This window comes from Pseudomonas sp. NPDC089758 (genome assembly GCF_044748705.1).
Classification (GTDB): Bacteria; Pseudomonadota; Gammaproteobacteria; order Pseudomonadales; family Pseudomonadaceae; genus Aquipseudomonas; species Aquipseudomonas putida_X.
Map to the genome: position 1 here is coordinate 130,001 of NZ_JBIVGN010000012.1, position 23,913 is coordinate 153,913.

The window sequence follows — 23,913 nt, forward strand, 5'->3', positions numbered from 1 at the left end:
AAAGCCGATCATCCAGTCCTATGTCAAAGAGTACAAAGCCCTATTTCGTGGCGATTGTCGACGGCGTTCGTAGAAGTGCCTACTACAGCCCTAGGCATGATCCGGCACCAAAACCTAAAGCTTTACGGGGCGAAGATCCTTCGGATTTGAATGTCCTCCAACCCAGACCCTTTTAGAACTATAGGGAAATCATCTGATCACTGAAAAAAAGAGCGATCAGCATTGCACCATCTTCCGCACTGGGCACCAGCCGCTGGCAAAGCTCAGCAAGGACCAGGCACAAGATGGTGGCTTGCTGGCCACCGGTGACGAAGGCTTTATCTTCATCGTGGACGGCCCAGCCGAACAGCCACACAAGAGCCCTTCCCGCTGAGGGGCTCTTTGCAGCATCAAAACGTCAAGCGGCGCCCCGCAACTTGCGCGGGCCGATCAAGAGACTCTTCGGCACACATGCATCGACTGTGTAGCACTCTGTCGGCGCCGAAACTGGCAATCCCTGGTGCTGTTGCGCCCAAGCCCTAGCCTACTCTGCGAAGCGGCTCCTACCTTAGACAGACGGCTGTTGTACCAGCGGCGCCGGTGTAGCCCACAGGCTACCAAGGTTCTGTAGCAGCGATCCGGCAATGCCCTGCTGCCCCAGGTACTGGAGGATCAGCGGAGCGAACTGGCCGATCATGCCGGTATCCATCCCTAGCGCCTTGAACGCTGCATCCAGGTCCGTGCGATTTTCCACGTCGTTGCCCAGTGCCTGGCTCAGGGCCGACTGGTTTTCGCTGTTATTGCCCAGCAGTTCGCCCAGGCCACTGAGGCCACCCAGGGCATTGGCACCGGAAAGCAGGTCGAGCCCCGGCACGGCCTTGGTCAACTGGCCGTAGTCGTCGCTACTGAGGTTGTTGCGCGCCAGCCCCAGCATCGCCCCTGCGCCGCCCACAGCCTGTTCCGGGGTGATGTTCAGTTCGCTGCCCAGGGTATTGAGCAGGTTGGCCTGCGCCTCAGGCGCCTGCACCTGGGCTTGCTGATTCTGGTTTTGCATGGCCGAGACGGCATTGGCGGCATCACTGAGGTTGAAGGCGAACACCGGGCTTGCGGCCAGGGTCATCAGGGTTGCCAGGGTGAATGCTTTCATCGGGAGGGACCTCGTAGGCCGGGATGGCCTGGGAAACGAGGGGTTTGACTGGCGTTTCAAGCTATTGTTCCAAGCTGCTTGTCGGGACGCTCTGGCAGCCATGATCAGTAGCGAACACCTGTCATTTTTGCCAGTAGCTACATGCGATAGGCATCGAGATACTCAGGGAAGCCAGAATAATCGGAGCGACAAAGCGCTCCGCCTGATGGAGATACAATTGTATGAACAGAGGCGAAAAACATGTTTATACCGCCTACGGGTTTTCTGCCACGGCCCAGCGAGCACGAACTGCGCTTGGTTTCAATGGCGAGCACCTACTAGCGCATACGTCACTTTATATTCTGGGCTCTGGCTACAGAGCCTTCAACCCCAGCCTGCTTCGCTTTTACAGCGCTGACAGCTTGAGCCCGTTTGGCGATGGGGGAATAAACAGCTACGCCTATTGTTCAGGCGACCCCGTGAATCAAATCGATCCGACGGGGCACGCCTCCTTCCTGTACCCAGCAAAAGCTCCAAAAATCCAATTACCTAGGCGTGGTCCGGAACTCAAGTTGCCGACGCACCCCACAACGTTAGCGCCCAAGCACTTTAGTAAAGCAAGCCTACAGGAAATGAATTATTCCGCTAATCAATATGTGTTCAGAATATCAAAATCGGAATTAGACGGTGCCAAGCTTGCCATTATGAGTGCTTCCAGTGAGGCGACTGCAGCCACTGCTACCAAACGCTTTATTTCGCTGGAAAACCGCCACCATCAGATAGCTGAAGGACTCAACAGAAAGATCACCAGCCGCTATACAGACGTTATTCAGCGTATGACCGTGCAAAATCTGTACAGTCCGAAACTGAGGGTGAGGTTTACTTCAGAGTTGCTCCACTTGGTCCGCGACGGAATGGATCTGGAAATCCCTAACGCTTATGACATGAGAACCATTAGGCCTCCTTACTAGAAAAGCAAGCACATACATGCTCAGCAGATGGCCTGGACAGACTGCCTTCGTCAACCACATGGCTTTGCCTCCTGTACCCAGAGGGCAGCATGTTTGCTTGGCGAGATCCTACTATGCGTTAACTAGGCCGAGCATAAGAAACCCAGCCCGAGTTTCGACTGGGTTTCAGTTTTTTCCGCTTACGTGTAGGACGTTTCTGAATTACAGTCCCAAGCCGCTTGAGCCATTGCGATGATCTGGGCTCGGCACTAGTCTCGGGCGGTCGCTGCGAAATCAGCGACCGGCTTTGACAGGCCGCCTTGGTATGAATCACATGGCTCGCTCTTATGGCAGCTGTGCATGGGGCACTTCGTGTGCGCCGGGTTTTGGTTCACCTACCGGTCTGTCAACCCATGTACAGCTGCCACCAATTGTTTGACAGCAGATGGTGATGGCCCTCATTCAAGGTGTTCCATCATGCTTAAGATTGTCCCCGATCCACCCCACACCTCCCTTTCCCTCGAAGATACCCTCATCCAGGCCACGGACTACGCACTGTGCGCCCACACCGTCGCGCATCAGGCGCTTCTGCTGCAGCCCAAATCGCCGGTTTCGATATTGATGATGGCCACGATGCATGAACTCGAAACGCTGCGGGTGCTGCTTGAGACGGCGTTGGTCCAAGTGCAACTGCCGGCGGAGCCGCGAACGCTGCACTGAGGCGTGAGGCTTGTGTTGCCTGGGCTGGCCCATCGCGGAAATCCGCTCCTACAAGGATTGCGCACGGTCTGTAGAAGCGGCTTCAGCCGCGACAGCGCCGGGCCTGGCAGTCAAAAAACTTCAGGGAAATTGAAAAATGACCAGCGACGACACCAAGACCACCGTAGGCAAGACTTTTTCTACCAGGGCGAAGGCCAGACCCACCCGCCGTTCTGCATTGCCCCGAGCATTCCCTGCCACAATGCACGGGAACAAGCTTCGGAACTGATGGGCTATGTAAGAGATTTGACAATAGACGGCCTGATGGATAACAAGCCGCAATTGCTTTGGGCTTCACACTATCTGAGCGCGCTGGCCAAGGCGCTGATGGACGATGCCGAGCTGGGGATGATGCGCTGAGCTTTGCGTCGGCTGCCCACTCGTCGTCGGCAAGCCCGCTCCTGTAGATTTCGTGTGAGCTTTTGAACTGTTAGTTTTGCCAGTATCTAAATCCCTGCGGCGGTTTAGCATGGGCACAAAACAACCCGATTCAGCCAGCGCTGCAGGGATGCAATTCATGAGCAAAGCGCCGAATTTTCTACTTCTCTTCTACCGAGGCGGCAAGGTCATTACGGTGAAACAGCTCACCGAGTTTCGCGCAATCCTCCGCTGTTCGACAATGCCACTGGCCCAGATGGGCACAGAGCAACACCACAGCACCGGCCTGCTGGCCGTCGATGACAAGGGTACGGTACTGTCTGTACACCGCAAATATGGCCAACAGGCTTTCAGTTACACAGCTTACGGCCATGATCCTAAACTTTCACCGCGTCAATCATTGCTAGGATTTAATAGCGAACACTTTTCCTCAGTGAGCAGGCACTATCTACTCGGTGAAGGTCGTCGGAACTATGATCCCAGGCGCATGTGCTTCAATACGCCTGACGTATACAGTCCGTTCCACGAAGGCGGCCTCAATACTTATACTTATTGCCTAGGCGACCCTGTCAACCGACTCGACCCAAGCGGACACATCAGCTTCGCAGCCCTGGTCAGACGAGTTATTTTCCGCAACAACCTCAAGCTCATCCGAGGCAAGTTAACCGGGACAAATGGCAAGATAATCCTGACGCACTCGGGACAGATGACGCAACCATCACTTTCTACAAAACCTACAGCCCGTGTGACTGGGCAACCTATTAGCAGCAGCCAGCAAGCTCGGCCAACCTCACGCCCTACAACACCCACTCATCAAGACCTCTCAAATCCCGGCCTCGTTGCTGATGTGGCTAGATTTCTTCCAAATGAGCGCAGCACATCACCGAGTACTCCTTCTAGGAGGCCTATTTCAACATCATCGGCAGACTCGTGGGATGAGTGGCATCCCGATCCAGAGCGCGTTGAGCACGCGACAAACGAGGGCATCGCAAGAGCTATCAGACAGAACCGATTTTAAAGGTGATAGAAAAATGGGCTTGGAGCAGCCTCCATTCAGTCAGCACGGCAGGGATTTGAGCCATGAGCAAAAACGCTGCTCTTCTATCAGGGCGGCAAGCTTATTACTTTGAAAGAAGGCGATAAGCACCTCGCTATTTTCCGCAATGCGGAACTCCCGTTGACGGAACTGAGCACAGACGACGCGCAAGCCAACGGCCTGCTGGCCACGGAGCAGATGGGCTCGGTGCTTGTCGTCCAAGGCTCAGACAAGCAGCCATAAAAAAGCCCCTCCACGTTGAGGGGCTTTCGCTATATCACGGTGTCACGCCGCGCCCCACATCTTATGCGGGTCGATCACACACTTCTTCGGCACACCTGCGTCGAACTCGCCATACCCTTCCGACGCCTGATCAAGGTTGATCACCTGCACGCCTACAACCTCGGCGATATTGATGCGGTCCCACGATGATCGCCTGCATCAATTAGCGGTTGTACTTCATGGTTGGGGTCTGGCCAGTGTGGAAGCTGTGCGATTTTGCCCAGCCAAGGCCGAAGCGGATGCTCAGCGCACCGATCTTGGCGGCCGCATCGACCGCGCCCGGGTCTTCGGTCACATACAGGCCCGGAATACCGATGTTGCCGGCAACGCGGGTGACCTGCATCAGCGAGTTCAGCACCGTGGCTGGGGCTTCGTGCTTGGCACCTGCTTGACCTTAACCACGTGCCTGGAAGCCGGCAGCGTCCACGGCGCAATCCACTTCAGGCTCGCCGAGCATGTCAACGATCTGCTCATGCAGCGGGGTGTCCTTGGACAGGTCGACCCGTTGGAAGCCCTAGGACTTGGCGTGGGCCGCGCATCGGGCCGATCCGCGTAGCCCCATTGCCCCAATGCAGGCGCGACCTTGTGTCGCGATAGGGCCGCAAAGCGGCCCCAACACTGCCAACCTCAACGATCAACGTAGCCTGTTCCGGGCGATTTCGATGTCATCCATGATTGCCTTGGCGAACGCACTCAGGTAATCCGCCGCGCCCAGCAGTTTGTGGTCATCCTCCATATCACCCTCGCGCACCAGATGCTTGATGTACCCCAGCAGCACCGAGACCTGCTCATAGGCATGCTCGAATGGCACGCCTGGCATCACCCGGAAAATATGGCAGGGCTGTTCGCCGGCTTCACAGAACGTCTCGACGCCAACTGTCAGGTTTGCGTGCTTCTCTGCACTCATCGCATAGCTCCCCAAACCCTCACATGCGCTCGAGCGCATGCTCGATCAACGCATGTGCTGTATCGGCGCTATGCACAGCATTGGTGAGCATGTACACGCCCGCCTCGCCGGTATGCGCGTGGCAATACTCGCCGATGAGTTCCGAGATACCCAGCAGCATTTCGCTGGCGACCGCCAAGGCCTCGGGCGGGACAAGCTCGGGGTGGATGGAGGAGTAGAGGGTGTTGAACAGTTTGAGGCGGGGTGGATCGGGGACTATTTTTTTCATGACAGCTCCACATTTGTGAGCTGCCCCCTTCGTTTCCACACATTGGGCGGCAGCTGTACACGGGGTGGAAAACCAGGCATGTGGAAAACCCGGTAGGCCCGAAGACCTCCCGCGTACAGCTGCCATATCGACAGCTTCCACATTACTGCCGGGTTTCCACGCCCGGTCGCTGAACCATTCAGCGACCCGAGCAGCCTAGAGGGCGAGGATTCCAGGGGCAATCAGACGGCGGTCGACAGAATGCGTAGGGTATTTCCTACCACCTCCACAGAGTAAGCAGGAAATTACCCATCGATACGTAGGCAATTTCCGCATACCTGTCATTTTTGCCAGTAGCCGTCGAGCTCTCTACTGATCACTATCTTCCCAAAGCCGCCTGTTATTTTTGCCAGCAGCCGCATTAAGCAGTCTCTCTGATACTGCAATTAGTTACATCAAGACGCCCTTGGGCCTGCGTTTTCATCAACGCCGAAGAGAACCAATGCCATGAGCAAATCATTGAACAACACCCTGTTCTTCTACCAAAGCAATAAACTCATCACCGTCAAACAGGGCAACACACAATGCGCCATTTTCCGCAATGCGGATATGCCGCTTGCCGAGGTGCAGGCGGGTGACACGCCTGCCACCGGGCTGCTGGCTACCGATGACAAAGGCTCAGTACTGCAGGTAAATGGCGATGGAGAAGAGTAGTCCCACACCTATTCAAGTTGCAGACATGAACCCACCCTGACCTGACGGCTCTGTACGACAAGCCTAGATAGTTGGTCACGCTGCGTTAATAACAGCCTCGGAATACTCATGTATGCCACTACGCACCGCTTCCTCGGTTGCTTCGCCTTGCCAGACCTTCATCTCCGGACTGTTCGTGCAGAGCCCAGGAGAAAAAACCCTCTTTCGAGGGTTTTTTTTCACGCATTGATCACGCCGCGCCCCACATCTTGTGCGGGTCGATCACAAACTTCTTCGGCACACCTGCGTCGAACTCGCCATAGCCTTCCGGCGCCTGATCCAGGTTGATCACCTGCACGCCTACCACCTCGGCGATATTGATGCGGTCCCACATGATCGCCTGCATCAATTGGCGGTTGTACTTCATGGTTGGGGTCTGGCCGGTGTGGAAGCTGTGCGATTTTGCCCAGCCCAGGCCGAAGCGGATGCTCAGCGCGCCGATCTTGGCGGCGGCATCGACCGCGCCCGGGTCTTCGGTCACATACAGGCCCGGAATACCGATGTTGCCGGCAACGCGGGTGACCTGCATCAGCGAGTTCAGCACCGTGGCTGGGGCTTCGTGCTTGGCACCTTCGTGGCCATGGCCACGTGCCTCGAAGCCGACGGCGTCGACGGCGCAGTCCACTTCAGGCTCGCCGAGGATGTCGACGATCTGCTCGTGCAGCGGGGTGTCCTTGGACAGGTCGACCACTTCGAAGCCTTGCGCCTTGGCATGCGCCAGGCGGGCCGGGTTCAGGTCACCGACGATGACGCAGGCAGCGCCCAGCAGGCGCGCCGAGGCAGCAGCGGCCAGGCCGACCGGGCCGGCACCGGCCACGTAAACGGTGCTGCCTGGGCCTACGCCAGCCGTCACGGCACCGTGATAGCCGGTGGGCAGAATGTCGGACAGGCAGGTCAGGTCACGGATCTTCTCCATGGCCTTGTCGCGATCCGGCAGTTTCAGCAGGTTGAAGTCGGCGTACGGGACCAGCACGTATTCCGCCTGGCCGCCGGTCCAGTCGCCCATGTCGACATAGCCGTAGGCACCGCCGGCGCGGGCCGGGTTGACGGTGAGGCAGACACCGGTGTGCATCTCTTTGCACGAGCGGCAGCGGCCGCAGGCGACGTTGAACGGCACCGACACCAGGTCGCCGATTTTCAGGCGTTCAACATCACGGCCCATCTCAACGATTTCACCGGTGATTTCGTGGCCCAGGACCAGGCCGACCTGGGCAGTGGTGCGGCCGCGGACCATATGCTGGTCGGAGCCGCAGATGTTGGTGGAGACCACCTTGAGGATGACGCCGTGCTCGATCTTCTTGCCGCGCGGGTCCTGCATCTTTGGGTAGTCGATCTTCTGCACCTCGACCTTGCCAGCGCCCAGGTACACCACTCCACGATTGCCAGACATGCTCTTACCTCGCTTGATTTGTATTTATGCAGCGTTGGTTGAAGCGCCGCCGTCCATGGGCGACATGTGTTACTGGAATGCAGAGAATTGTGGGCTTGATGGGGCGCGAGACACTGACTGAAAGCGACAGGGGAATGCCTTTTTACGGCAGGCCGAACGGGGTGGGGCCCATCGCCGGCAAGCCGGCTCCCACCTCGACCGCGCAGTTCTTCAGGCCTGTGGTTTACCTGTGGTAGCAACCGTGTTGCCCAATTCCTTGAAGCCGGCGCAATCCAGGTGGGAGCCGGCTTGCCGGCGATGAGGCCCGAAAGGCCTCTACAAAACGACAGTCCGATTGGCGTTGAGGAATACCCGCCGCTCGATGTGATACCCGACCGCCCGCGCCAGCGTCAGGCATTCGATGTCACGCCCCTTGGCAATCAGGTCTTCGGGGTAGTGGCTATGGTCCACCACCTCGACCCCCTGGGCGATGATCGGCCCTTCATCCAGGTCGTTGTTGATGTAATGCGCCGTGGCACCCACCATCTTCACACCCTTGTTGTACGCCTGGTGATAAGGCTTGGCGCCCTTGAACCCCGGCAACAGCGAATGGTGGATATTGATCGCCCAACCATCCAGGCGCCGGCACAGTTCAGGCGACAGCACCTGCATGTAACGGGCAAGGATAACCAGCTCGGCCCCGTTCTCTTCGATCACCTGCAATACCTTGCGCTCTTGCCCGGCCTTGTCGCTGGGGTCCAGTGCGAAGTGGTAATAGGGAATCTTGTGCCAGTGTGCCAGTGGCTCGAGGTCGGGGTGGTTGGACACCACCGCGACCACGTCCATGCCCAGTTGGCCGATGCGCTGGCGGTAAAGCAGATCGTTCAGGCAATGGTCGGCCTTGGACACCATGATGACCACCTTGGGGCGGTGATTCGGTGCGGTCAGCTCAAACACCATGCCAAACGCATCACCGCGCTCGGCAAGGCCGGCACGGAAACCGACCTCGTCAAAACCGTCCGGCTGGCGGAACTCGACGCGAATGAAGAAGCGCCCCGACTGCCGGTCATCGAACGAATGGTGCTCCGTCACGTAGCAGCGCTGCTCGAAGAGGTAACGCGTCACCACGTCGACGGTGCCGAGCATGCTCGGGCAGTCGGCGGTGAGAATCCAGGTATCCGGTGCCCGACTCATGTTGCTCTCCTTAGGCTTCGATGCTCAGGCCGTACTCGGCAGAAGCGTCCTGCAGCCACAGCCACCAGTAATCGGCAAAGCTGCGGCGAATCACCAGTTCCCAGGTGTCCTCGGCCGTGCGGCGGATCACCAGTTGCGACTTGGCGAACACAGTACCCACCGCTTTGCCCACCGGGAAGTTGTTGGGGTGAACATCATAGCTGGTGGACTTCATCAGCACTTCGCGCACGTGCGGGCCGCGCAGCTCCAGCAGGCTTTGCCCGCCGCTGACGTTGACCACCTGGATGTGCTGGCCCTCGAGGGCTGCGCGCAGCTTTTGCTCGACGGCGAACTCCTGGCCACCGGGGACGATCAGCAGCCACTCATCGGGGCCGAGCCACTGCAGCGACATTTCACCGTTGGCGACTACGGTCAGGGCCACTGGCAGCTCCAGGCCCAGGGCCTTGTGCACGCCGGCGGCGAATTCCGGGTCGTGGCCGTTACCGCGCAGGGTCAGGTGGCCGAGGAATTTCTTTTCACGCAGGGTCACACCTGCGTTCTTGCGGCCTTTGCCAACCAGGCTGGCCAGGTCGGCGTGGTGCAGCGGCGACTGCGCCTTGGCGTCGGCGCCGGGGTTTTGCTGGAAGACGTTGATAGCGCTCATTTCTTACCTGCCTTGAATTCTTGGTCGTCGATACGAAGCAGCTTGCAGGGCGTATTTGCCGGCCTCATCGCCGGCAAGCCGGCTCCCACAGGGACCGCACCTACCTTCAGAACTGCATCGATCCTGTGAAAGACATCAGCTTGGCCTCATTGCTGGCAAGCCAGCGCTCACGGGTACAGCATCAGCCTTCAGAACTGCATCGCACCTGTGGGAGCCGGCTTGCCGGCGATTGGGCCAGCCGGCTCGACACAGGGCCTGGAGTCAAACGTTCTGCCGCTCACCCTTCGGATCGAAGAACACCGAAGACACGATTTCTGCCTCGATCACGCTGCCATCGGCTTGCGGCGAATAAACGCGCTCGCCCATGCGTTTCAAGCCGCCTTTGACCACACCCATGGCAAACGAATACCCCAGGGAGTTGGCCGCGTAGCTGGAGGTGACGTGGCCGACCATGTCCATCGGGATCGGCTGCTTCGGATCGAACACCAACTGGGCGCCTTCGGGCAGCCACTTGGTCGGGTCCACAGGCTTGAGGCCCACCAGCTGCTTGCGGTTTTCCCGCACGCAGTCCTCGCGGTTCATGCCACGCAGGCCGATCCACGAGAACGGCTTGTTACGGCCCACGCACCAGCTCATGTTGAGGTCGTCCGGGGTCATCGAACCATCGGTGTCCTGGCCAACGATGATGAAGCCCTTCTCGGCACGCAGTACGTGCATGGTTTCGGTGCCGTACGGGGTCAGGTTGTACTTCTTGCCGGCCTCGATGACTTTTTCCAGTACGCCCATGGCGTAGTTGGCCTGCACGTTGACTTCGTACGACAGCTCACCGGTGAACGAAATCCGGAACACACGGGCCGGCACGCCGCCGACAGTGCCTTCCTTCCAGGTCATGAACGGGAAGGCGTCCTTGTCCAGGTCGATGTCGTCGGTCAGCTCGCTGAGCAGCTTGCGGCTGTTGGGGCCAGACAGGGTCAGCGTGGCCCAGTGGTCGGTGACCGAGGTGAAGTACACCTTCATCTCTGGCCATTCGGTCTGGTGGTACAGCTCCAGCCACTGCAGCACGCGTGCGGCGCCGCCGGTCGTGGTGGTCATGTAGAAGTGGTTGTCGCCGACACAGGCGGTCACGCCGTCGTCGAAGACCATACCGTCTTCTTTGCACATCAGGCCATAACGGGCCTTGCCCACATCGAGCTTGGTCCAGGCGTTGCTGTAGATGCGGTTGAGGAACTCGCGGGCATCCGGGCCCTGGATATCGATCTTGCCCAGGGTCGAGGCGTCCAGCAGGCCCACGCTGTCGCGCACGGCCCTGCACTCACGGGCCACAGCGGTGTGGATGTCTTCACCCGCCTTGGGGAAGTACCAAGGGCGCTTCCATTGGCCGACATCTTCGAACTCGGCGCCGTTCTTCACGTGCCAGGCATGCAGGGCAGTGAAGCGCACAGGTTCGAACAAGTGGCCACAGTGACGGCCCGCTACCGCACCGAAAGTCACCGGTGTGTAGTTGGGGCGGAACATGGTGGTGCCCATTTCCGGAATGGTGATACCGATCGAACGGGCGGCGATGGCCAGGCCGTTGATGTTGCCCAGTTTGCCCTGGTCGGTACCGAAGCCCAGCGCGGTATAGCGCTTGACGTGCTCGACCGATTCGAAGCCTTCGCGGGTGGCCAGTTCGATACCGGCGGCGGTCACATCGTTCTGCTGGTCGACGAACTGCTTCGGCCCCTTGCTGCCTTTGTCGTGCGGCACCTGGAACAGCGCCACGGTGGCCTCTTCCTTGCGTGCAACGGTTTTTGGCAGCGTGCCGGTGGTTGCCTTGAAGCCGGCTTCAGTGGCTGCGCGCACGCCCCCTTCGAAACCATCGGCAATCACATCGCCCAGCGCATACACACCGTGGATGCCACCCACGCACACACGCTTCTGCGGTGCATCACCGGGCACGAAGCCAAGGATGTCGTCACGCCATACCGGGCGACCGCCCAGGTGCGAGGCCAGGTGGACGATAGGGCTGTAGCCGCCGGAGGTCGCGATCAGGTCGCAGTCGAGGGTTTCGCCTGGGCTGGTGACCTTGTGTGCCTGCACATCGATGGCCGCCACGCGGGCGCCAGTGACGTGCTTGCTGCCTTTGGCCTCGATCACAGCACTGGACGTGAGGATGCGGATGCCTTTGGCACGGGCTTCCTCGACCAGCGAACCACGTGGATTGTGGCGGGCGTCGGCGATGGCGACGACTTGCAGGCCGGCGTCATGCCAATCCAGCGCAGCGCGGTAGGCATGATCGTTGTTGGTCGACAGCACCAGCTTGCGGCCCGGTGCCACGCCATAACGGCGCACGTAGGTCGAGACAGCGCCTGCCAGCATGTTGCCCGGCACGTCGTTGTTGCCGTACACCAACGGGCGCTCGTGGGCGCCGGCAGCCAGTACGACGCGCTTGGCACGTACACGGTGCACGCGGTGGCGAACCTGGCCGATCGGGGCGCGGTCACCCAGGTGGTCGGTGAGGCGCTCGTGAATGGTCAGGAAGTTGTGGTCGTGGTAGCCGTTGACCGTGGCGCGTGGCAGCAGGGTCACGTCCGGCAGGCTTTGCAGCTCTTTGACCACGGCGTTTACCCAGTCAGCGGCCGGTTTGCCGTCAAGGGTCTCGCGGCTGTCGAGCAGGCTGCCGCCGAACTCTTCCTGTTCGTCTGCCAGGATCACCCGGGCACCGCTGCGCGCCGCCGCCAGGGCAGCGGCCAGGCCTGCAGGGCCGGCGCCGACGATCAGCACGTCGCAGTGCTGGTTCATGTAGTCGTAGCTGTCCGGGTCGTTCTGCAGCGGCGCACGGCCAAGGCCTGCTGCCTTACGGATGTACTTCTCGTACGTCATCCAGAACGATTTCGGGTACATGAAGGTTTTGTAGTAGAAGCCAGGCGGCATCATGCTGCCGCCCACCTTACCGAGGATGCCCATGACGTCGTTGTTGACGTTCGGCCAGCCGTTGGTGCTGGTGGCGACAAGGCCTGCGTACAGCGCCTGTTGGGTAGCGCGCACGTTGGGGATCTGGGTGGCTTCGCTGGAGCCGATCTGCAAGATGGCGTTCGGCTCTTCGGTACCGGCGGCGATGATGCCGCGTGGGCGCGAGTACTTGAAGCTGCGGCCAACGATGTCGACGCCATTGGCCAGCAGCGCGGCGGCCAGGCTGTCGCCGGCATAACCCTGGTAGGTCTTGCCGTTGAAGGTGAAGTTCAGGACCTTGCTGCGGTCGATACGGCCGCCGCTGGCGAGGCGATAGGTCTGGCTCATACTTTTTCCCCTTGGCCTTTGACGGTCGACGGTGCGTTGCTTTGCTTGCCGCCTGCGGTCACCTGTGGCTTCTCGCCGATCTTGTAGGTTTCCAGAATTTCGTAGGTCACGGTGTCGCGGGTGACGTTGAAGTACTGACGGCAGCCGGCAACGTGGTCCCACAGTTCATGGTGAATACCGCGCGGGTTGTCGCGGAAGAACATGTAGGTGCCCCACTCTTCGTCGGAGCAGGCGTTAGGGTCCAGCGGGCGGGCGATGTGCGCCTGGCCAGAGGCGTGGAACTCTTCTTCGGAGCGCAGCTCGCCGCAGTGGGGACAGAAAATATGCAACATGACGGTGTCTCCGGTTAGTGGGCGACGGCGGCGGCGCCGTGTTCGTCGATCAGTGCGCCGTTGTAGAAACGGTCCATGGAGAACGGCGCAGCCAGCGGGTGCATCTCGCCTTTGGCCAGGCTGGCGGCGAAGACGTTGCCCGAGCCCGGGGTCGCCTTGAAGCCGCCGGTGCCCCAGCCGCAGTTGAAGAACATGTTCTTGACCGGGGTCTTGGAGATGATCGGGCAGGCATCCGGCGAGGTGTCGACGATGCCGCCCCACTGGCGGTTCATGCGCACGCGCGAGAGGTTCGGGAACATCTCGACGATGGCCTGCAGGGTGTGCTCGATGACCGGGTACGAACCGCGCTGGCCGTAGCCGACCCAGCCGTCGATACCGGCGCCGATCACCAGGTCGCCCTTGTCGGACTGGCTGATGTAGCCGTGCACGGCGTTGGACATGATCACGCTGTCGATGATCGGCTTGATCGGCTCGGACACCAGTGCTTGCAGGGGGTGCGATTCCAGCGGCAGGCGGAAGCCGGCCAGCTTGGCCATGTGCCCGGAGTTACCGGCGGTGACCACGCCGACGCGCTTGGCGCCGATGAAACCTTTGTTGGTTTCCACACCGATCACTGCGCCGTTTTCCTTGCGGAAACCGATCACTTCGGTCTGCTGGATCAGGTCCACGCCCAGGGCGTCGGCGGCACGGGCATAGCCCCAGGCCACCGCGTCGTGACGGGCGACGCCGCCACGGCGCTGAACGGTAGCGCCGAGGATCGGGTAACGGGTGTTCTTCGAGCAGTCCAGGTACGGGATTTCGGCCGCGACCTGGGCGGTGTTCAGCAGTTCGCCATCGACGCCGTTGAGGCGGTTGGCGCTGACGCGGCGCTCGGAGTCACGAATGTCCTGCAGGGTATGGCACAGGTTGTAGACGCCGCGCTGGGAGAACATCACGTTGTAGTTGATGTCCTGGGACAGGCCCTCCCACAGCTTCATGGCGTGCTCGTACAGCTGCGCCGACTCGTCCCACAGGTAGTTGGAACGCACGATGGTGGTGTTACGGGCGGTGTTGCCGCCGCCCAGGTAACCTTTCTCAACCACCGCGACATTGGTGATGCCATGTTCCTTGGCCAGGTAGTAGGCCGTGGCCAGGCCATGGCCGCCACCGCCAACGATGACCACGTCGTAGACCTTTTTAGGGGTCGGCGTGCGCCACATGCGCTGCCAGTTCTCGTGGTGGCTGAGGGAGTGTTTGAAGAGGCCGAAGCCCGAGTAGCGTTGCATGGTCGTTTACTCCACTCAGCGGTAAACAGGGAAGTCTGCGCACAGGGCCGCGACGTTCTTCGCCACATCGGCTTCGACGTCAGCGTCACCGAGGTTGTCGAGGATGTCGCAGATCCAGCCGGCCAGGGCCACACACTGGGCGACCTTGAAGCCGCGGGTGGTGACAGCCGGGGTGCCGATGCGCAGGCCGGAAGTGACGAACGGCGATTGCGGGTCGTTCGGCACGGCGTTCTTGTTGACGGTGATGTGCGCGCGGCCCAGGGCAGCGTCGGCATCTTTGCCGGTCAGGCCCTGGCGGATGAGGCTGACCAGGAACAGGTGGTTGTCGGTACCGCCGGAGACCACGTCGTAGCCGCGGTCGATGAATACCTGGGCCATGGCCTGGGCGTTCTCGATGACCTGCTTCTGGTAGCTCTTGAACTCAGCCTCCTGAGCTTCCTTGAAGCACACAGCCTTGGCGGCGATGACGTGCATCAGCGGGCCGCCCTGGGCGCCAGGGAACACAGCGGCGTTGAGCTTTTTCTCGATCTCTTCGTTCGACTTGGCCAGGATCAGGCCGCCACGTGGGCCGCGCAGGGTCTTGTGGGTGGTGGTGGTCACCACGTCGGCGAACGGGATCGGGTTCGGGTACAGGCCAGCGGCAACCAGGCCGGCGACGTGGGCCATGTCGACGAACAGCAGTGCGCCGACCTTGTCGGCAATGGCGCGAAAGCGTGGGAAATCGAGGGTCTTGGAGTATGCCGAGAAGCCGGCAACGATCATCTTCGGCTTGTGCTCGACGGCCAGGCGCTCGACCTCGTCGTAATCGATCAGGCCGGTGTTGGTATCGATGCCGTACTGCACGGCGTTGTACAGCTTGCCCGAAGACGACACTTTGGCGCCGTGGGTCAGGTGGCCGCCGTGGGCCAGGCTCATGCCAAGGATGGTGTCACCGGCCTGCAGCAGGGCCAGGTAAACCGCGCTGTTGGCCGAAGAGCCGGAGTGCGGCTGAACGTTGGCGTAGTCGGCGCCGAACAGCTGCTTGGCGCGCTCGATGGCCAGCGCCTCGACCTTGTCGACGTGCTCGCAGCCACCGTAGTAGCGCTTGCCTGGGTAGCCTTCGGCGTACTTGTTGGTCAGGCCGCTGCCTTGGGCCTGCATGACGCGCTTGCTGGTGTAGTTCTCCGAGGCGATCAGTTCGATGTGATCTTCCTGGCGCTGTTCTTCGGCATTCATCGCCGCCAGCAGTGCGTCGTCGTAACCCTGGATCTGGTCTTGCTTGCTGAACATCGTGGTTCTCCCGGCAGCGATCGTTTCTTGTCTGTAAGGCACTGTGGCCCTTTGTGGCGATGGTATGACTGGCCGGGGAGGGTCAGATGCCTGCGCACGCCTTGCAATGGCGCGTTTACGACATTCGCTTTTTTGTTGCTCGCACCGGGCCTATCGCCGGCAAGCCGGCCCCCACCGGACTGCGGCAGTTTTCGAGGCCTGAGTCTTATCTGCGGGGGCTGGCCTGCGGCAGTGCTTGAGGCTGGCACCGTATTGGTGGGTGAACCGGCTTGCCGGCGATGGGCTGCGCAGCAGCCCTGATCAGACTGACTGCCCCACCGCTGCCAAGGCCACTGGAGCCCCGCCAGGCAGCGCTCACCGGCGATTCGACCGGCATGAGAACCCCACACCAGCAACCGTGCAGAGCTTGTATAGGCAACCGCTGAATCGATGGTTTAGAGTGCTGTTCTGCTTCGTTCACAGGACCGTGTCATGACAGACAAAAGCCAACAATTCGCCAGCGACAATTATTCCGGTATCTGCCCCGAAGCCTGGGCAGCGATGGAAAAGGCCAACATCGGCCACGACCGCGCCTACGGCGACGACCAGTGGACCGAGCGCGCCGCCCAGTACTTCCGCGAGCTGTTCGAAACCGACTGCGAAGTGTTTTTCGCCTTCAACGGCACCGCCGCCAATTCCCTGGCCCTGGCCTCTTTGTGCCAGAGCTACCACAGCGTGATCTGCTCCGAGACCGCCCACGTAGAAACCGATGAATGTGGCGCGCCGGAGTTTTTCTCCAACGGCTCCAAGCTGCTCACCGCGCCCAGCGTCAACGGCAAGCTGACGCCGCAATCGATCCGTGAAGTGGCGCTCAAGCGCCAAGACATCCACTACCCCAAGCCACGTGTGGTGACCCTGACCCAGGCTACCGAAGTCGGTACCGTGTACCGCCCCGATGAGCTCAAGGCGATCAGCGCCACCTGCAAAGAGCTGGGCCTGAACCTGCACATGGACGGCGCGCGGTTCACCAATGCCTGCGCATTTCTTGGCTGCAGCCCGGCCGAGCTGACCTGGAAGGCCGGCGTGGATGTGCTGTGCTTTGGCGGCACCAAGAACGGTATGGCGGTCGGTGAGGCGATCCTGTTCTTCAACCGCGACCTGGCCGAAGACTTCGACTACCGCTGCAAGCAGGCCGGGCAACTGGCCTCGAAAATGCGCTTTTTGTCGGCACCCTGGGTGGGGCTGCTGGAAAACGGCGCCTGGCTGCGCCATGGCAACCACGCCAACCATTGCGCACAGTTGCTGGCGTCGTTGGTGAGTGACCTGCCGGGGGTAGAGCTGATGTTCCCGGTAGAGGCCAACGGGGTGTTCCTGCAGATGCCGGAGCCCGGGCTGGAAGCGTTGCGCGCCAGAGGCTGGCGCTTCTACACCTTCATTGGTAGCGGCGGGGCGCGGTTCATGTGTTCATGGGATACCGAAGAGGAACGGGTGCGCTCACTGGCAGCGGATATCCGTAGCGTCATCGGCGCCTGACGTCATTGCTCGGCGGGCCTTACCGCCCGCCAAACCGCTTGTTCGACAACGCTTACAACAGCCTTGCACTGAATGTCACCTGACAGTTCTGCCAGTTTGCAGCCCGTCACAGAGGTTTTATGTTCTTCGGGGCCACAACCCTCAGTGGCTGAGTTTTCCGAGGACGCATCATGGCCACTAAAATATTGATCAACGATAACGAATTGCCAGGCATTGAAGCCGAGAACCTCAAGTACTTCCGCGCTCTCAAGCCTGGGCACTACTTTAGCCACCATGGAACCTCAGGCACCGTGGTCAAGATCTCGCAGGAACGGCTCAACGGCGATGAGAGCGTGGCAATCACGCTGGATAAATCCCAAAAGGCAAAAGTTTCAATCAGCGAAAGAACCAGAAATGCGCTCAAGGCAACCATTGAGCAACGCACTGCAAACAGCACTGAAACCATCGTGTATCTCATCACACCGCATGATGAAAGCTATGAAATTGAAGACATTTCCGATAAATACATGCTCGTCAATTTATTGCAGGACGATAAGTTAGAAATCATCAGCGACGGCGACGAACTCAAGTACTCAGTCAAAGAACAGCAGTTCGAGTATAAAGTGCTGGACAACATGTCTTGGTGGATCACTGAAACCAAAGACTCAGCATGAGCATCTTTTGGGTTAGCCGCCCACCGTACCAACGCCGCTTCCATTGGCGCCGGCACTCCGGGAGCGGCATTGGTCACGATGGACCGTAACCTGGCCTGCGTGTTTAAAGCTTGAACCCACCCATCTGCCGGGCCAGGTCATCGGCCAGCCCGCGCAACGCCTGGCACTCCTGCCGACACCCCTGCACTTCCGCCGCGGTCTGCCTGGCCAGGTCAGAAATCCCCTGCACCGTCCGGTTGATCTCCTCGGTCACCGCCGACTGCTCTTCCGTCGCCGTGGCCACCTGGTGGTTCATGTCGCTGATGTGCTCGACCTGGTCGGTAATCGCCCCCAACGAGGCCCCGGTTCGCTGGCTCGACGCCACGCCACTCCCCGTCGCCTGCTGCCCCGCCTGCATCGACGTCACCGCCGAACCTGCGCCGTGCTTGAGGCGCTGGATCATCTGCTGAACTTCATCGGTGGACACCTGGGTACGCCGCGCCAGCGTCCGCACCTCATCGGCCACCACGGCAAAGCCGCGCCCCATCTCCCCTGCCCGCGCCGCCTCGATGGCAGCATTGAGCGCCAGAAGGTTGGTCTGCTCGGAGATGCTGCGGATCACCGCCAATACTTCATCGATGGAGGCGACTTCGTCGGCCAGTTGCGCCACCGCATCCGCCGCCTTGCCGATATCACCCGACATGCCCTCGATACCCTGGATCGACCGGCGTACCACCTCACGCGCCTGCAAGGCTTCCTCACGCGCTGACTGCGAAGCTTGCGCAGCATCGCCGGCGTTGCGGGCAATGTCCTGCACGGTAAGCCCCATCTCGTGCACGGCGGTGGCGACCATTTCGGTCATTTCCTGCTGCCGCCCGGAACGTTCGGCCGTGTTGTCCACCACCTGCGTCACCTGCTCGACCGCACGATGCAAGCGCTCGGTGGTGCGCAGCACTTCACCGATCAGGCCGCGCTGGCTGTCGAGAAAACGGTTGAATCCGCGGGCCAGTTCGCCCAGTTCGTCCTGACGCGAATCGTCCAGACGATGGCTGAGGTCGCCGCCACCACTGCCAATCTGCACCAACGCGGCAGTCACTCGGCGCACAGGCTGTACCAAGCCACGCGCCAGCACCACCACCAGCAACAGCGAAAGCAGCGCCACACCACCGCCGATCAACGTGGTAAGCCAGAGGGCCTGACGCATCTGTGCATAGATCTCTGCCTCCGGCACCTCGGCAACCAAGGTCCAGTTCAGGTCGCGCAGGGGTAAGCCCAAGGCCAGAAAGTCTTCACCATCACGCTGGAATCGGCTGGTGCGCAAACCCGGCTCACCGCTGATCATCGCCTTGGCCGCCTGTTCATCGAGCTGTTGCGCAAGCTGTCGCTTGCCGCTGAGGGCAGCGTCCGGATGCACCTGGATCAAGCCATCGTTGCGTACCAGAAACACCTTGCCGTGCTCGCCAAAGCTGAAGTCGTGGATCAGTTGTGACAACTCGGTCATGCGCAGGCCCATGCCGGCCACACCGACCAACTTGCCGTCCTTTTCCACACGGTAATCGATGAACAGCGCCAGCTCGCCCGTGGAACCGTCGATATCGATATTGATCAGGCGCTCGGCGCCGCTGTCGATGTAGCCGTAAAACCACGTGTCTTTGGGGTTGTCGCGGCTGAGGGTGCGGTCCAAGCCATTTTCGTTGTAGTAGTGGCCGGTTTCGGTCGAGGCGAAAAGCGTGGTGAAGGCCTGGTTGCGCTGCTTGGCGGCCTGCAGGTACTCGATAAAGCGTGGCATTTCGCCGGCGTCTTCACCGGCGGCCAGCCAGTCACGCAGCAGCGTGTTGCCGGCGATGTCGGCTGCGGCGACCAGCGGCTTGCCGAGCATTCGCTCGATGTCGTTGCGGATGGCCTCGATGCTGGCCGGGAGGGCTGTGTCGACCAGATAGCGATCGGTGAGGCGGTTGAGCGCCACGGTGAAAATGATCACGACCACCAGGATGCTCGCCAGCAGTGCCGCGCCCATGCTCGCGATCAATTGCCACTGGATACTTCGACGCCAGATACCCATGCCCCTTCCTCCCCAGGAATAATTGTTTGGGGGAAAGTGTATACACTCAGGTATCCATTAATACCAGCGACCTGCGACAAGGTTGAAGATACTGCGGGGGCAGGCAAACCCGTCCCCGCAGTACAGACAGCGTGCTTTTTTACTGTTCGGCGATGGTCCGAACGATCGCGTCCACCGTGGCGTTGATCTGTGCCTGTGTACGCTCCAGTGTCTGCTGATGTTCCTTCTGCAGTTCAACCTGCTTGGAACACAGATTCAGGGCGGCCAGCACCAGCAGCTTGTCGCCGATCAGGGTCGGGTACGAACGTTTGGTTTCGGCAAGGGCGGTGTTGAGCATGCGTACCGCCTGCGCCAGGGTTTCTTCCTGGCCTTCGGGCGCCTTGATCGAATAGTCGTTGCCGAGGATCGACACGACATTGACCGGCTGCGCTTGCAGTCTCATGCGCCGACGACACCTGCGCTGGCGCGTTCAACCAGCGCCTGGATGCGCGCAGCGGTGGCACCGTGCTTCTCTTCCTGCTCCATCAACGACAGTTGCAGGGTTTCGTTCTCTTCCTTGGCTTGGGCCAGTTCCTGGCCAAGCGTGGTGTTCTGCTCGGTGAGTTGAGCGTTTTTCTGCATCAGGTCGCTGACCAGTTGCTCGAGTTGATTCAGGGAGGCTTCCAGCATGGGGTCTATCTCGGGTTGTTGCAAAGGGCGCACACGATAAAGAAAAGTGTGAGCACTCGCCATTAAATATCGGAATCTCAAGGTTTCTAACCCGCAGATTGACAGGGTATCGGGCGCCTTGTTCCGACCTGGGTCAACCGCCGGTCTGGTAAATGGATAGCAGGCTCACAATTTTTGCCGTTCACACTCAAGACTGGCCGGTCACGACCGATAGCCAGGCAAGTCATATTTCGTCGCAGGGAACGCGTCCACTCCTTTTGCCTGGATTCGTCCCGCCATGTCCCTACGCAACATGAATATCGCCCCCCGCGCCTTGCTCGGGTTCGCCTTGATCGGCTTGCTCATGCTCGGCCTTGGTGTCTTCTCGCTCATGCAGATGGGCAACATCCGCCAGGCGGGCCTTGCCATCGAAAACATCAGCGTGCCCAGTATCAAGACCCTGGACGAGCTGACCTCGCTCAACCTGCGCCTGCGCACCCTCGCCTACCGATTGCTGCTCAACCGCGAACCGGAAGTACAGCGCGACACCCTCAACCTGTTGGACCAGCGCAACGCCGAGATCGACCGCGCTCGCCAGGCCTACCTGCCACTGATCAGCGCGGCAGACGAACAAGCCGCCTTCGACCAGTACAGCGAACTGCTCAACCAGTACCGTCAGCTGGAGTCGCGTATGCGCAGCCTGAGCCAGGCCAACCGCACTGATGAACTGCGTGACCTGCTCAACCGCGACCTGCTGGCCAACTCCGAGCAAATCAACAAGGTCATGAACACCCTGGTGCGGATCAACACCGACCAGACCCGCGCGACCAACGAAACCGCCGCCAACCAGTACTCAGCGGCCTTCGTCCTGGTAGTCGGCCTGCTGGTTGCCGCAGCCGTGCTGACCTTCCTCTGCGCGTTACTGCTGACCCGCAGCATCGTCAAACCCATCGACGCAGCCCTCCAGGCCGCCGAGCAGATTGCCGACGGTGACCTGACCCATACCATCCGCGCCGAAGGCACCGATGAGGCCGCGCGCCTGCTGCGCGCGATGGGGCGCATGCAGGAAAAATTGCGCGACACCCTGCAGCTGATCGCGGGCTCCGCTACCCAGCTGGCGTCGGCCGCCGAAGAGCTGAACGCCGTTACCGACGAGAGCGCGCGTGGCCTGCAACAGCAGAACAATGAAATCGAGCAGGCCGCCACAGCGGTGACCGAAATGACCAGCGCCGTCGAGGAAGTGGCGCGTAACGCTGTGAGCACCTCAGAAGCCTCCAGCGAAGCCAGCCGCTCGACCGGAGACGGGCGTGACCTGGTGCTGGAAACCGTAGGCGCGATCGAGCGGATGAGCGGTGATGTACAGGCCACCGCCAAACTGATCACCCACTTGGCCGAACAATCGCGCGACATCGGCAAGGTACTGGATGTGATCCGCGGCCTGGCCGACCAGACCAACCTGCTGGCGCTCAATGCGGCCATCGAAGCGGCGCGTGCCGGCGAAGCGGGCCGTGGGTTTGCGGTGGTGGCGGATGAAGTGCGTGCGCTGGCACACCGTACCCAGCAGTCGACCAGCGAAATCGAACGGATGATCGGCAGCATCCAAGGCGGCACCGAACAGGCGGTCGAATCGATGCGCACCAGCACCGAACGCGCCGAGTCGACGCTGAACATCGCCAAGGGCGCCGGTATGGCGCTGGACACCATTGCCGGGGCCGTGGCGCAGATCAATGAACGCAACCTGGTAATCGCCAGCGCGGCGGAAGAACAAGCCCAGGTAGCACGTGAGGTTGACCGCAACCTGGTGAACATCAATGACTTGTCGGTGCAGAGCGCGACCGGCGCACATCAGACCAGCGCGGCGAGCGCAGAGCTGTCGCGCCTGGCTGTGGATTTGAATGGGCTGGTGGCACGCTTTCGCACCTGACAGCACCGGGGCCGCTTTGCGGCCCAATCGCCGGCTTGCCGGCGATTGGGCTGCAAGGCAGCCCCAGCCATTACCGGATCAGTAATCGATCCGCACGTCCCCTTTGGGTACGCTGCAGCACGACAAGATATAGCCCTCGGCTTCATCTTCCTCGGTAATCCCGCCGTTGTGCTCCATCTCCACCTCGCCACCCAGCTTGAGCACCTTGCAGGTCCCGCAAATGCCCATGCCGCAAGCTTTGGGGATCATCAGCCCGACCTTGGCCGCCGCCGCATGCACGGTCTCGCCAGGAACGACCCGGATGCTCTTCTCGCTGCCGATGAACTCCACCAGGTTCAGCTCGGACACGTCCACTTCCGGCGCATCGGCCGCCTGCTCGGCATGCTCCACGGCATCGGCCTTGGCCTCTGCCGGCGTCGCGCCGAACGACTCCTCGTGGTAGTTCTTCATGTCGAAGCCGACCGCCTCGAGCATGCGCTTGACCGCAGTCATGTAGGGCGTCGGGCCGCAGCAGAACACTTCGCGCTCCATGTAATCGGGCGCGATCAGTTCCATCAGCCGTTGGTTCAGATAGCCGCGATAACCCGCCCAAGGCTCACCCAGGCCGTGCTTCTCGCAAATGATGTGCAGGCTGAAGTTGGGGATGCGGGAAGCCATCTGCTCCAGTTCGCGGTGGTAGATGATGTCTTTGGGGGAGCGGGCGCTGTGCACGAATACCATGTCGACATTGGCATTGGTGTCGTAGAACCAGCGGGCCATGGACATCACCGGCGTGATACCGACACCGCCAGAGAGGTACAGCACCTTGGCAGCCGGGAAGTCGATGGCGTTGAACAGCCCCACCGGGCCGTGCACAGGCACTTCAAAGCCTTCGTGCATGGTGTCGTGCAGGTAGTTGGACACATGCCCGCCCGGCACCCGCTTGACGGTGATCGAAAAGCTGTAGGGCACCGACGGCGAACTGGAGATGGTGTAGGAGCGCATCACCGGCTTGCCTTCGATCTCCAGTTCCAGGGTGACGAACTGCCCAGGCTTGAAGAAGAACATGATCGGCTGGTCGGCCATGAAGCAGAAGGTGCGCACGTCCCAGGTCTCCTGGATGACCTTGACGCAACGCACGATGTGGCGGCCATTGGCCCAGGTCTGGGTGGTGACCGGATTGAGGAAAGTATCGGACATGTTCATCTCCAGCGGCCGACTAATGGCCCTTTTCATGGCTGCGATAATGCGCAAGCTGAAGGCGTCGCACATTCCTGCCTGCGACATCGGCGTGCTTATCGCGACCAGCCCCGTGCTACAAGGGCTGGCGCGTCGTAATTCAAATCGGCCATGTCGCCCATGGATACGGTTCGCGGCGTCTTCGGACG

23 protein-coding genes and 2 pseudogenes are annotated in these 23,913 nt (G+C 60.6%); 8 read left to right on the forward strand and 17 right to left on the reverse strand.

What is annotated here, in order from left to right:
* Positions 1 to 178 precede the first annotated feature (178 nt).
* Positions 179 to 355, reverse strand: a complete 177-nt coding sequence (locus tag ACIPZH_RS17470) for a hypothetical protein (RefSeq protein WP_400637059.1) — start codon at positions 353 to 355, stop codon at positions 179 to 181.
* Between the two features lie 192 nt (positions 356 to 547).
* The gene (locus ACIPZH_RS17475; protein WP_400637061.1) at positions 548 to 1,126 is read right to left on the reverse strand and encodes a DUF2780 domain-containing protein; all 579 of its coding nucleotides are present in this window, start codon (positions 1,124 to 1,126) and stop codon (positions 548 to 550) included.
* A gap of 221 nt (positions 1,127 to 1,347) precedes the next feature.
* Between ACIPZH_RS17475 and ACIPZH_RS17480 the strand changes: the two genes are divergently transcribed.
* The 4 genes and pseudogenes from ACIPZH_RS17480 (at position 1,348) to ACIPZH_RS17495 (ending at position 4,210) form a co-directional block, all read left to right on the forward strand.
* Positions 1,348 to 2,076: an RHS repeat-associated core domain-containing protein gene (locus ACIPZH_RS17480; RefSeq protein WP_400637063.1), complete on the forward strand. Its 729-nt coding sequence runs from the start codon at positions 1,348 to 1,350 to the stop codon at positions 2,074 to 2,076.
* Between the two features lie 456 nt (positions 2,077 to 2,532).
* The gene (locus tag ACIPZH_RS17485; protein ID WP_267819328.1) at positions 2,533 to 2,775 is read left to right on the forward strand and encodes a hypothetical protein; all 243 of its coding nucleotides are present in this window, start codon (positions 2,533 to 2,535) and stop codon (positions 2,773 to 2,775) included.
* Positions 2,776 to 2,911: 136 nt separating this feature from the next.
* Positions 2,912 to 3,174 (forward strand): annotated as a pseudogene (locus ACIPZH_RS17490) (DUF3077 domain-containing protein).
* A gap of 157 nt (positions 3,175 to 3,331) precedes the next feature.
* Positions 3,332 to 4,210, forward strand: coding sequence for an RHS repeat-associated core domain-containing protein (locus ACIPZH_RS17495; protein WP_400637065.1), 879 nt, complete (start codon positions 3,332 to 3,334; stop codon positions 4,208 to 4,210).
* 39 nt (positions 4,211 to 4,249) lie between these two features.
* Here the strand turns inward: ACIPZH_RS17495 and ACIPZH_RS17500 are convergent, their stop codons facing one another.
* From ACIPZH_RS17500 to ACIPZH_RS17515, 4 genes and pseudogenes are all read right to left on the reverse strand, one after another.
* Positions 4,250 to 4,450, reverse strand: a complete 201-nt coding sequence (locus ACIPZH_RS17500; RefSeq protein WP_400637067.1) for a hypothetical protein — start codon at positions 4,448 to 4,450, stop codon at positions 4,250 to 4,252.
* 63 nt (positions 4,451 to 4,513) lie between these two features.
* Positions 4,514 to 5,024 (reverse strand): annotated as a pseudogene (locus tag ACIPZH_RS17505) (formaldehyde dehydrogenase, glutathione-independent); the annotation flags it as partial.
* Between the two features lie 120 nt (positions 5,025 to 5,144).
* Positions 5,145 to 5,417 (reverse strand): DUF3077 domain-containing protein, encoded by a 273-nt coding sequence (locus ACIPZH_RS17510; protein WP_400637069.1) that lies wholly within the window; start codon positions 5,415 to 5,417, stop codon positions 5,145 to 5,147.
* A 19-nt stretch (positions 5,418 to 5,436) separates the two neighbouring features.
* Positions 5,437 to 5,685 (reverse strand): hypothetical protein, encoded by a 249-nt coding sequence (locus ACIPZH_RS17515; protein ID WP_400637071.1) that lies wholly within the window; start codon positions 5,683 to 5,685, stop codon positions 5,437 to 5,439.
* A gap of 486 nt (positions 5,686 to 6,171) precedes the next feature.
* On the opposite strand from ACIPZH_RS17515, the gene ACIPZH_RS17520 reads away from it, so the two are divergent.
* A complete protein-coding gene (locus ACIPZH_RS17520) occupies positions 6,172 to 6,378 on the forward strand; it encodes a hypothetical protein (RefSeq protein WP_400637073.1) in 207 nt (68 codons plus the stop codon).
* A gap of 229 nt (positions 6,379 to 6,607) precedes the next feature.
* On the opposite strand, the gene fdhA is transcribed toward ACIPZH_RS17520, so the two are convergent.
* The 7 genes from fdhA to ACIPZH_RS17555 form a co-directional block, all read right to left on the reverse strand.
* Positions 6,608 to 7,807, reverse strand: a complete 1,200-nt coding sequence (fdhA, locus tag ACIPZH_RS17525) for a formaldehyde dehydrogenase, glutathione-independent (RefSeq protein ID WP_241805626.1) — start codon at positions 7,805 to 7,807, stop codon at positions 6,608 to 6,610.
* A gap of 315 nt (positions 7,808 to 8,122) precedes the next feature.
* Entirely contained in the window at positions 8,123 to 8,980 is an 858-nt protein-coding gene (purU, locus tag ACIPZH_RS17530) for a formyltetrahydrofolate deformylase (RefSeq protein WP_241805625.1), read from the reverse strand.
* A 10-nt stretch (positions 8,981 to 8,990) separates the two neighbouring features.
* Positions 8,991 to 9,623 carry a sarcosine oxidase subunit gamma gene (locus tag ACIPZH_RS17535; RefSeq protein WP_400637074.1) on the reverse strand — a complete coding sequence of 211 codons (633 nt, stop codon included), beginning with the start codon at positions 9,621 to 9,623 and terminating at the stop codon, positions 8,991 to 8,993.
* Positions 9,624 to 9,884: 261 nt separating this feature from the next.
* Complete coding sequence (locus tag ACIPZH_RS17540; RefSeq protein ID WP_400628678.1) at positions 9,885 to 12,902, reverse strand: sarcosine oxidase subunit alpha; 3,018 nt, start codon at positions 12,900 to 12,902, stop codon at positions 9,885 to 9,887.
* Positions 12,899 to 13,234, reverse strand: coding sequence for a sarcosine oxidase subunit delta (locus ACIPZH_RS17545; protein ID WP_241805619.1), 336 nt, complete (start codon positions 13,232 to 13,234; stop codon positions 12,899 to 12,901). Before ACIPZH_RS17545 ends, ACIPZH_RS17540 begins: the two co-directional genes overlap by 4 nt.
* 14 nt (positions 13,235 to 13,248) lie before the next feature.
* The gene (locus ACIPZH_RS17550) at positions 13,249 to 14,499 is read right to left on the reverse strand and encodes a sarcosine oxidase subunit beta family protein (RefSeq protein WP_241805618.1); all 1,251 of its coding nucleotides are present in this window, start codon (positions 14,497 to 14,499) and stop codon (positions 13,249 to 13,251) included.
* Positions 14,500 to 14,514: 15 nt separating this feature from the next.
* Positions 14,515 to 15,768 (reverse strand): serine hydroxymethyltransferase, encoded by a 1,254-nt coding sequence (locus tag ACIPZH_RS17555; protein ID WP_241805617.1) that lies wholly within the window; start codon positions 15,766 to 15,768, stop codon positions 14,515 to 14,517.
* Positions 15,769 to 16,239: 471 nt separating this feature from the next.
* On the opposite strand from ACIPZH_RS17555, the gene ACIPZH_RS17560 reads away from it, so the two are divergent.
* Entirely contained in the window at positions 16,240 to 17,280 is a 1,041-nt protein-coding gene (locus ACIPZH_RS17560) for a low specificity L-threonine aldolase (RefSeq protein WP_400637076.1), read from the forward strand.
* A 170-nt stretch (positions 17,281 to 17,450) separates the two neighbouring features.
* On the forward strand, positions 17,451 to 17,933 hold the full coding sequence (locus tag ACIPZH_RS17565) for a hypothetical protein (RefSeq protein WP_400637078.1): 483 nt from the start codon (positions 17,451 to 17,453) through the stop codon (positions 17,931 to 17,933).
* 103 nt (positions 17,934 to 18,036) lie between these two features.
* Here ACIPZH_RS17565 and ACIPZH_RS17570 read toward each other — a convergent pair whose 3' ends face one another.
* From ACIPZH_RS17570 to ACIPZH_RS17580, 3 genes are all read right to left on the reverse strand, one after another.
* The gene (locus ACIPZH_RS17570; protein WP_400637083.1) at positions 18,037 to 19,974 is read right to left on the reverse strand and encodes a methyl-accepting chemotaxis protein; all 1,938 of its coding nucleotides are present in this window, start codon (positions 19,972 to 19,974) and stop codon (positions 18,037 to 18,039) included.
* Positions 19,975 to 20,113: 139 nt separating this feature from the next.
* Positions 20,114 to 20,416, reverse strand: a complete 303-nt coding sequence (locus ACIPZH_RS17575) for a cell division protein ZapA (RefSeq protein WP_400637085.1) — start codon at positions 20,414 to 20,416, stop codon at positions 20,114 to 20,116.
* The gene (locus tag ACIPZH_RS17580; protein WP_012316647.1) at positions 20,413 to 20,643 is read right to left on the reverse strand and encodes a hypothetical protein; all 231 of its coding nucleotides are present in this window, start codon (positions 20,641 to 20,643) and stop codon (positions 20,413 to 20,415) included. The genes ACIPZH_RS17575 and ACIPZH_RS17580 overlap by 4 nt, the downstream gene beginning before the upstream one ends.
* Before the next feature lie 277 nt (positions 20,644 to 20,920).
* Between ACIPZH_RS17580 and ACIPZH_RS17585 the strand changes: the two genes are divergently transcribed.
* Positions 20,921 to 22,546: a methyl-accepting chemotaxis protein gene (locus ACIPZH_RS17585; protein ID WP_400637087.1), complete on the forward strand. Its 1,626-nt coding sequence runs from the start codon at positions 20,921 to 20,923 to the stop codon at positions 22,544 to 22,546.
* Positions 22,547 to 22,624: 78 nt separating this feature from the next.
* Here ACIPZH_RS17585 and gbcB read toward each other — a convergent pair whose 3' ends face one another.
* Entirely contained in the window at positions 22,625 to 23,725 is a 1,101-nt protein-coding gene (gbcB, locus tag ACIPZH_RS17590; RefSeq protein WP_241805610.1) for a glycine-betaine demethylase subunit GbcB, read from the reverse strand.
* Positions 23,726 to 23,913 lie beyond the last annotated feature (188 nt).

Bases quoted from the DNA above. Each gene is read 5' to 3' on its own strand.
- ACIPZH_RS17535 (WP_400637074.1), bottom strand. From the start codon at position 9,623: ATGAGCGCTATCAACGTCTTCCAGCAAAACCCCGGCGCCGACGCCAAG.
- ACIPZH_RS17540 (WP_400628678.1), bottom strand. From the start codon at position 12,902: ATGAGCCAGACCTATCGCCTCGCCAGCGGCGGCCGTATCGACCGCAGC.
- ACIPZH_RS17570 (WP_400637083.1), bottom strand. From the start codon at position 19,974: ATGGGTATCTGGCGTCGAAGTATCCAGTGGCAATTGATCGCGAGCATG.
- ACIPZH_RS17480 (WP_400637063.1), top strand. From the start codon at position 1,348: ATGAACAGAGGCGAAAAACATGTTTATACCGCCTACGGGTTTTCTGCC.
- fdhA (WP_241805626.1), bottom strand. From the start codon at position 7,807: ATGTCTGGCAATCGTGGAGTGGTGTACCTGGGCGCTGGCAAGGTCGAG.
- ACIPZH_RS17555 (WP_241805617.1), bottom strand. From the start codon at position 15,768: ATGTTCAGCAAGCAAGACCAGATCCAGGGTTACGACGACGCACTGCTG.
- ACIPZH_RS17475 (WP_400637061.1), bottom strand. From the start codon at position 1,126: ATGAAAGCATTCACCCTGGCAACCCTGATGACCCTGGCCGCAAGCCCG.
- gbcB (WP_241805610.1), bottom strand. From the start codon at position 23,725: ATGTCCGATACTTTCCTCAATCCGGTCACCACCCAGACCTGGGCCAAT.
- ACIPZH_RS17580 (WP_012316647.1), bottom strand. From the start codon at position 20,643: ATGCTGGAAGCCTCCCTGAATCAACTCGAGCAACTGGTCAGCGACCTG.
- ACIPZH_RS17585 (WP_400637087.1), top strand. From the start codon at position 20,921: ATGTCCCTACGCAACATGAATATCGCCCCCCGCGCCTTGCTCGGGTTC.
- ACIPZH_RS17520 (WP_400637073.1), top strand. From the start codon at position 6,172: ATGAGCAAATCATTGAACAACACCCTGTTCTTCTACCAAAGCAATAAA.
- ACIPZH_RS17495 (WP_400637065.1), top strand. From the start codon at position 3,332: ATGAGCAAAGCGCCGAATTTTCTACTTCTCTTCTACCGAGGCGGCAAG.
- ACIPZH_RS17550 (WP_241805618.1), bottom strand. From the start codon at position 14,499: ATGCAACGCTACTCGGGCTTCGGCCTCTTCAAACACTCCCTCAGCCAC.
- purU (WP_241805625.1), bottom strand. From the start codon at position 8,980: ATGAGTCGGGCACCGGATACCTGGATTCTCACCGCCGACTGCCCGAGC.
- ACIPZH_RS17515 (WP_400637071.1), bottom strand. From the start codon at position 5,685: ATGAAAAAAATAGTCCCCGATCCACCCCGCCTCAAACTGTTCAACACC.
- ACIPZH_RS17575 (WP_400637085.1), bottom strand. From the start codon at position 20,416: ATGAGACTGCAAGCGCAGCCGGTCAATGTCGTGTCGATCCTCGGCAAC.
- ACIPZH_RS17510 (WP_400637069.1), bottom strand. From the start codon at position 5,417: ATGAGTGCAGAGAAGCACGCAAACCTGACAGTTGGCGTCGAGACGTTC.
- ACIPZH_RS17565 (WP_400637078.1), top strand. From the start codon at position 17,451: ATGGCCACTAAAATATTGATCAACGATAACGAATTGCCAGGCATTGAA.
- ACIPZH_RS17560 (WP_400637076.1), top strand. From the start codon at position 16,240: ATGACAGACAAAAGCCAACAATTCGCCAGCGACAATTATTCCGGTATC.
- ACIPZH_RS17545 (WP_241805619.1), bottom strand. From the start codon at position 13,234: ATGTTGCATATTTTCTGTCCCCACTGCGGCGAGCTGCGCTCCGAAGAA.
- ACIPZH_RS17485 (WP_267819328.1), top strand. From the start codon at position 2,533: ATGCTTAAGATTGTCCCCGATCCACCCCACACCTCCCTTTCCCTCGAA.